General features: G+C 54.2%; 7 protein-coding genes. All 7 read right to left on the bottom strand.

The window, feature by feature from the left end:
- A partial coding sequence (locus HYS22_09300; GenBank protein ID MBI1910347.1) for a hypothetical protein occupies positions 1–270 on the bottom strand: 270 nt, incomplete at its 3' end.
- 277 nt (positions 271–547) lie between these two features.
- The gene (locus tag HYS22_09295; GenBank protein ID MBI1910346.1) at positions 548–937 is read right to left on the bottom strand and encodes a response regulator; all 390 of its coding nucleotides are present in this window, start codon (positions 935–937) and stop codon (positions 548–550) included.
- Positions 938–2,344 carry a sigma-54-dependent Fis family transcriptional regulator gene (locus HYS22_09290; protein ID MBI1910345.1) on the bottom strand — a complete coding sequence of 469 codons (1,407 nt, stop codon included), beginning with the start codon at positions 2,342–2,344 and terminating at the stop codon, positions 938–940.
- On the bottom strand, positions 2,341–3,450 hold the full coding sequence (locus HYS22_09285; GenBank protein ID MBI1910344.1) for a hypothetical protein: 1,110 nt from the start codon (positions 3,448–3,450) through the stop codon (positions 2,341–2,343). Before HYS22_09285 ends, HYS22_09290 begins: the two co-directional genes overlap by 4 nt.
- A 67-nt stretch (positions 3,451–3,517) precedes the next feature.
- Complete coding sequence (locus tag HYS22_09280) at positions 3,518–5,704, bottom strand: CDC48 family AAA ATPase (GenBank protein MBI1910343.1); 2,187 nt, start codon at positions 5,702–5,704, stop codon at positions 3,518–3,520.
- On the bottom strand, positions 5,701–6,291 hold the full coding sequence (locus tag HYS22_09275; protein MBI1910342.1) for a hypothetical protein: 591 nt from the start codon (positions 6,289–6,291) through the stop codon (positions 5,701–5,703). Before HYS22_09275 ends, HYS22_09280 begins: the two co-directional genes overlap by 4 nt.
- 55 nt (positions 6,292–6,346) lie before the next feature.
- Positions 6,347–7,222, bottom strand: coding sequence for a GvpL/GvpF family gas vesicle protein (locus tag HYS22_09270; GenBank protein ID MBI1910341.1), 876 nt, complete (start codon positions 7,220–7,222; stop codon positions 6,347–6,349).
- Positions 7,223–7,256: the final 34 nt, after the last annotated feature.

Below are 7,256 nucleotides of genomic sequence, written 5' to 3'. Positions count from 1 at the left end.
CTCCTCACGTCGGCTCACACCCCTTCCTCCATCGAGGCGATTGAGCTCCATCAGGTCGCTAATGAGGTCGAAAAGATAGCAGGCGTTTTGCCTCATCTTTACCACAATCGCCCTCTGCTCCTCCGGCAGCATTCCCCAGGCGCCGTCCAGCAGGAGGTCGCCACAACCGACAATCACATGGATGGGGATGCGCAACTCGTGCGTAAGGATGTTGAGAAAGTCCGTCTCGGCCGGATTCGCCTCCTGAGCCTGCTCGTACTTTAAGCGCAAGTCTTTCCCTTGCCCAGTAAGTCTCTTTCGGCCATTGCGTTTTGTCGCCGGCATGTTTTTCTCGGCCCCTCGGGTTAAATGCTCCTTAAGGAGACCGCAGACCTTTGACGTCGTTTGGACCTGTCTCAACTCTCTATACCCCTCTCGCTAGTTGGTCGCAGCAAGAAATATACCAACCCGAACTGGAGAAAAATGACAGGGAATAATCAGGACCTAAGGGAATAGATGGAAGGGAAAAGTTGGGAGGGAGATTACCCAATGGGGTCTCGATGCCCCATTATTGGCGAACTGCTCGACCGAGAAGGGTCTCGACTTTGGCCTTAAGCTCGGCCATTGGAAAAGGCTTAGCTAAGAAGTCGTTAAACCCAGCCTCGAAACACCTTTTGCGGCTGACGCTGCTATCAAGGGCCGTGACCGCCAGGATCGGAATGTCTTTCGTTCGTGGATCAGTCCTCATTGACCGTCCCACATCCACACCGCTCATAAACGGCATAGCAAGATCTAAAACCACAAGGTCGAAATTACCGCCCTCAAGCTGGGCCATCGCCTCCTTGCCATCACGGGCCTCTACCACCTCGTACCCCCACGTCTCCATCGCCAACACCACAATGAGACGACTATCAGAATGGTCATCGACCACGAGAATCCTTGGCTTGCCTGTAACCACCTAATCTCCCCCTCGTTTAAGTGAGATCCCGAGTCTACGCATCTTGGCCCTGAGGGTCTTTCTGTCCACACCGAGCTGTTTTGCCAGATCGGACTTTTTGAGAGAGGAATTTTTTAACAGATCCTTCAGGATGCTCCTCTCTGCTTCCGCCGCAGCCTGTTCGCGGATCTTTTTTAAATCGATTCTTCCTCCCGAACTTAAATCCATCCTCGCTATAAAGCTAAATTCACCTTGCCCCGCTTCGGCTCCTGCTCCCGCACTCACAGCCACCCTGCGAAAATAGGGAGGGAGATCGTCAGTTGTAATTTGCTCCTCGGCGAGGAGGACGGCCGATTTGATGACGTTCTCCAGCTCTCTTACATTGCCGGGCCAGGAATAGGCGCATAAAAGCGCCATTGCAAGATCGTTAATTCCAGCTATCTCATTTCCATATTTCGCGCTATAGAGCCTCACAAAGTGTCGGGCCAAGAGAGCGACATCCCCTTCTCTTTCACGCAGGGGCGGAATAAAAATTGACACGGCGCCCAAGCGGTAGTAGAGATCGCCGCGAAAGCCGCCCTCAGAGACTGCCCGTTCGAGATCGATATTGGTTGCCGAGACCACCCTCACGTCCACTGATTTATGAATCCTTGAGCCGATCGGAGAAATGGTGGATTCCTGCAAGGCCCTGAGAAGCTTGGCCTGAATAGGTGAGGAGAGGTTTCCCAACTCATCCAGGAATAAGGTTCCTCTATGGGCGGTCTCAAACCAGCCTGGCTTTCTTGCGTCGGCCCCGGTAAAAGCTCCCTTCTCATGGCCGAAAAGCTCACTCTCTACCAGAGACTCCGGAAGCGTAGCACAGTCAACCGGGATGAAAGGCCCTGCGCTTCTTTTGCTCATCTCGTGAATGGACCGGGCGAAGATCTCCTTTCCCGTACCGCTCTCCCCCGCTAAAAGGATGCTGATGTCCGAGGGGGCAAACTTTTCAATCAACTTCCAGACTTCTCGGATCTGGGGACTCTCCCCTACGATCCTTTCCCTAAAAACCTTACCTTGAGGCTTTTCGGATAGAGAAAAAAAGAGACGAATATCCTCTCTCAACTTTTCATCACGGAAGGGCTTTGTAATAAAGTCCTCTGCCCCTAGCTTCATGGCCTGAACCACCGACGCTATATCAGCATACGCGCTAATAACTATGGTGCGGACCGGGGAGTCCATTCTCTTTAATTCTCTGAGAAACTCGATACCCCCCATTTCGGCCATCTTCAAATCAAGAATAATCAGGTCAGGTCGAAAGGTCCTCAACTGGTTCAAGCCTTCACGGGCAGAGAACGCTCCCTTGACCTGATATTCCTCGTCTAAAATCCGGTGGAGCAGACGATGGCAATCGGGCTCGTCATCAACAACGAGGATGGTTTTTTGCTTCATAAACCGTGATCAACAGGAATCTCAACAATAAAGCAGGACCCTTTGCCCTCTTGGCTGGTTGCACGGATCTTGCCTCCGTGCTTCTCAACAATTCCCCGGCACAGGGAGAGGCCCAGCCCCATGCCTTTTTTTTTGGTGGAATAAAAAGGCCTAAATATCGTTTCCAAGTCCCCAGGCGGCACGCCGATGCCAGCATCCGCAAACTCAACGACAACCAGGCCAGGCTCCTCCGGCAGGTTGCCGGGACAATACTTGCTGCAAACAGTGATGGTCCCGCCTTTGGGCATGGCCTCCATGGCATTTTTCAATAGATTGAGAAAAACCTGCTTGATCTGCCTTATATCTACACAGCAGAGAGGCAAGTCAGACGCAAGGTCGGTCTTAACTGTGATGCCCGACTTCTCGGCCATCTTCCTCACAAAAGAAAGGACCGAAATAATGGCTTTGCGAATGTCTTCCTTCTCCGGTTGGAATCTTCCCAGACCGCTCATGTCGCTTAGGCTGATCAAAAGCTCGTGCATGCGCACGGCATTCTCCTCCATCATCGCTATCTGCTCTTCAAGTGTCCTGTTAGACTCGGGCGGAGAATGGCGCAGGAATTCAAGGCAGGTAATCATGATGCTCAGAGGGTTACCCAACTCATGGGCGATGCTGGTCGCCATGTGCCCCATGGCAGAGAGCTTTTCAGCCTGAAGGAGCTCCTCTTCCAGGCGCACCCTCTCACTCACATCCTCCAGCTTAACCAGGAACAGCAAATCCCGCTCGTTACCTGCCTGGGCTCTGGCAGACAGGTCCAAGCCAAAAGGAATAACGGTCGTCTTAAAGAAACCGCTCCCACCTTGGGGGAGTCTGAGCTTCAGCTCGGCTTCCTTAAACTTTCTTTCTTTGCCAGCGCGATTCACAAGGTTTTCTATATGCGCCAAGGGAAGGAATTGCCCAATGGCCAGGCCTGCGCCATCGCCCTCTAGGGCGAAGAGTTTGGCATAATTTTTGTTTGAGTATACGATGACCAGCTCCTGGTCCACCACCACTAGCGCTTCGGGAGAAGCGTTAAAGAGTCTTTGATAGCATTGCAATGCTGTTGACCGTCTGTCGGGCACGATCATTTCTCCAGCTCGGGCGTCGCTGCGCAACCTGACTATGAGCGGACCTGACTGCCTCAGGCAGGCTCGTTCAGGCGGCGGTCGAGCCTTTTCCGGTAGGAAATAACTCCTCCCTTGCCCGGTCGAAATGTCTCTGAGCTACACGGAAGCGCGAATAGTCTCCTTCAAGGACCTGTTTTTCTTCGACAAACTGGCGAATCGCTACCATCACAGCGCTCCGGCAAAGGGCCTCAATCTCCGCCCCCGCCGTGTTTTCCATCCTCTCAGCCAGGCGAGCGAGGTCGACATCCGGAGCAATGGGTCGTCCGCGGGTGTGGATCTTCAGGATCTCCAGACGGCCCTTCTCATCCGGCAGAGGGAGCTCCAAAACCAGGTCGAATCTACCCGGACGCAAAAGCGCAAGGTCAACCATGTCAAGCCGATTGGTGGCCGCCAAAATCCACACCCCTTTTAGCTCCTCGATGCCATCGATCTCCGTGAGGATCTGGCTCACAACTCGCTCTGTCACGTGAGAATCCGCCCCGCCGACCCCCCTGCTGGGGGCAATGGCATCAATCTCATCCAGAAAGATGATACAGGGGGAAGCCTGCTTCGCCTTCTTAAAGATCTCCCGGACTCCTCTTTCTGACTCACCGACGTACTTAGAAAGAAGCTGGGGACCCTTGATGGAGATAAAGTTAATTCCCACCTCAGTGGCAAGCGCTCGCGCCAAAAGGGTCTTCCCGGTTCCCGGCACCCCGTGGAGAAGTATCCCCTTTGGGGGACGGAGTTGAGCGTAGGAAAAGAGAGGCGCGTACTCTATAGGCCAGGCCACCGCTTCTTTGAGCCTTGCCTTGATCTCTTCCAGTCCCCCGACATCATCCCATCTCACCTTGGGGATCTCTACGAAGACCTCGCGGATGGCCGAGGGTTCCACCTCCTTTAAAGCTGAGAGAAAGTCATCCATATTGACCTTAAGGCTGAGGAGAAGCTCATAGGGAACCTCAGCCTCGTCAAACTCGATGCGCGGTATGATCCGCCTCAACGCTGTCATTGCGGCCTCACGGCAAAGGGCCGCCAGGTCGGCGCCGGTAAATCCATGGGTGATCTCCCCTATTCTTTCCAGCTTTACATTCTCTTCGAGGGGCATGCCGCGGGTATGAATCTCAAGAATCTGTAGCCTCGCGCTTAGGTCGGGGATGCCGATCTCGATCTCCCGGTCAAAGCGTCCTGGCCGGCGCAGAGCCGGGTCGAGCATCTGTGGGATATTGGTGGCGCCGATGACAATAACTTTTCCGCGACCCTCCAGGCCGTCCATCAGGGAGAGGAGCTGAGCCACCACCCTGCGCTCGACTTGCTTTTCCCCTCCCATCTCTTCCCGCTTCGGGGCAATGGCATCAATCTCGTCAATGAAGATGATGCCGGGCGCGTGCTTCTGTGCGTCTTCAAAGACGGCTCTGAGCCGCGCCTCCGATTCTCCGTAAAACTTTCCCATAATCTCAGGGCCCGTAATGTGCGTGAAGTAAGCCTCGGTCTCATGGGCCACGGCCCGGGCCAAGAGGGTTTTTCCTGTCCCCGGAGGGCCATGAAGTAAAACTCCTTTAGGGGGTTCAACCCCGAGCCTTTCAAACACCTCGGGATATCTCATCGGGAGTTCCACCATCTCACGAATTCTCTGCACCGTCTTTTCCAGGCCGCCGATGTCCTCATAGGAGATCCGGCTTTCCCTCGCTCCCTCACCTTTTTGCTCCTGAATTTGGATGATGGTTTCAGGGTGGATGATCACAACCCCCTTTGGCATAGCGCTCTCAACGGTAAAGTCCTGAAAGCGCGCGCCAAAAAGGGCCGCCCGAATCCGATCGCCGGCCACGAGAGGAAGGCCGTCAAGGAGTTTTTCCACATACGCCATGTCCCGCTCCCGGCCGAGCGCGCTCCGCCCCCCTATTGGTGTCAGGACGATTCTAGCGGCCTTGCGGGCCGTAACCTTTCTTATGGAGACCCGCTCGCCGAGCCCGGTCGCGGCGTTGCCGCGGATTAAACCGTCAATCTGAATAAGCCCCTGGCCCCTCCCCTCTTTAAAAGCAGGCATAGCCTTGGCAACGGTCGTCTTTTTACCCTGTATCTCCACAATATCACCCGCCCGGGCGCTCAATCGGTCCAAGTCTTCCGGGTCAATCCGAGCAAGCCCCCTGCCCACGTCCCTACTTTCCGCCTCGGCCACCTTAAGCGACATAACGTCAATATCTTCCCTCTCCTTCCTCTCCGGGGTGGTGGTCATTTTTTATCCTCTCTTACCTCTTCCCCTTCCCTAAAGAGGTGGGTTATCTCCATATCCTGATCGATCTCTTCATCCACCCTGTGTAAGAGACCGATGAAGAGAAGGCCGGTCTCACCCTCGCCCAGTGTCTCTCTAATCCTCTTAGCGATATAAAGATCCCGGCGGCCAAGGGTATCCCCGGCCGAGCCTGCCCGATCCCCCTTGTCACTATCCCCCTCCAAGCCATCTCTCAACCTGAGATATTCCTCCACGAGGAGTTGAGCATCCTCCGTTCCCATTATCGCGGCGCCCCTCTCCGCTAATTCCATGAGAAGCATATGGTTCTTGCTTCCCTGCCGCGCGAGCTCCCGGACGATCTCTAACTCCCCCCCGCATACTGGCAAGCCATCCTGATAGATTTTCAGCTTGTGAAAGTCGATCTCCAGAGCCAAGACCCTTCTCCTGATCTCCTGCCACAACGCATCTATCCCTTTGCCACGCTCGCGCCAGCCGGAAAGGCCAAAACGATCATAGCCGCTACCGCTCGGATGCTCGATTGGAGCCTGGAACCTGTTAGTTAGGACTCTGCCGGCAAAAAATCCCGTCAACGCTGCCGTAACATACTAAAGAGAAAGGCCCTTTTTCAACACCCTCCAACAAGGGCTACCCTTGGGCAATTTCATCGCCAAAAACGGGACAGAAGTTGTAAGGAGGCCAAGGCCCTGTCACACTAAGGCTAAGCCCGTGACTGCGATATCTCTCTTCTGTCTCTTTGACGCACCCCAGAAAGCTCTTTACATCACTCCTTGGGACCAAAAGGGCTGCATTGAGGGCCATTTCTCTCCTTTCCTCGCCATCTTCTACCTGCAACGTTTTGGTCCTTATCCCTTTTACTGCGTGGACAAGTAAACCCTGAAACACTTCCTCCGTAATTTGGGCCACCACACTGTCAAGCCCATCCTTGACGGCCAAGGCCATTTTTTTCCTCAAGAGATATGCCTGCCCAGGACCTGTCTGCGTGCCCCGCACAGGCAGGGACGCTTCCCGCAGGTTTACCTCATTGGCTCGTAGCGCGGGACTAAGCGTTTCTAAGGCCTCTCCAAGTCGGCCACCTTTTATATATCCCTTGACCCCCCACTCCTCCTTATCTGTGATGTCCGAGAGAAAACGGGTAATTTTCGCATGATGAATCTCGAGAAGTTCTTCTATCCTGTCTGTGGCAGCAAAGATGGTGCAGAATCGAAGGGGCATAACGGGATAGGCTGCCATGATTTCTTCGATAATGCGCTCGTGGATTAAAACCCGGGGGGCAACCCATTCAAGATCCCCCATCCTCTGCTCCAACGGCCCCGCGTCAAATTCTTGCAAAGGGACTAAGGATAACGCGGCATGAATGTCACCTTTGGATAAGGTGAAAACTTTATGGTCCCCATCGATTCCGACAAGGTCAGGGATACCTGTCTCCGTGCCCCGTACAGACAGGCTGTTCCCGCCAGCGTAAAGGCAATAAAGATAAAGTCCTAACCCTTCTTCTTGCATATCCTTAGCTCTAGAATCCCGTTGCGATAAGAGC

Source organism: Deltaproteobacteria bacterium (assembly GCA_016177765.1).
Classification (GTDB): Bacteria; UBA10199; UBA10199; order JACPAL01; family JACOUP01; genus JACOUP01.
This window is presented reverse-complemented; position numbering and strand designations above follow the sequence as displayed.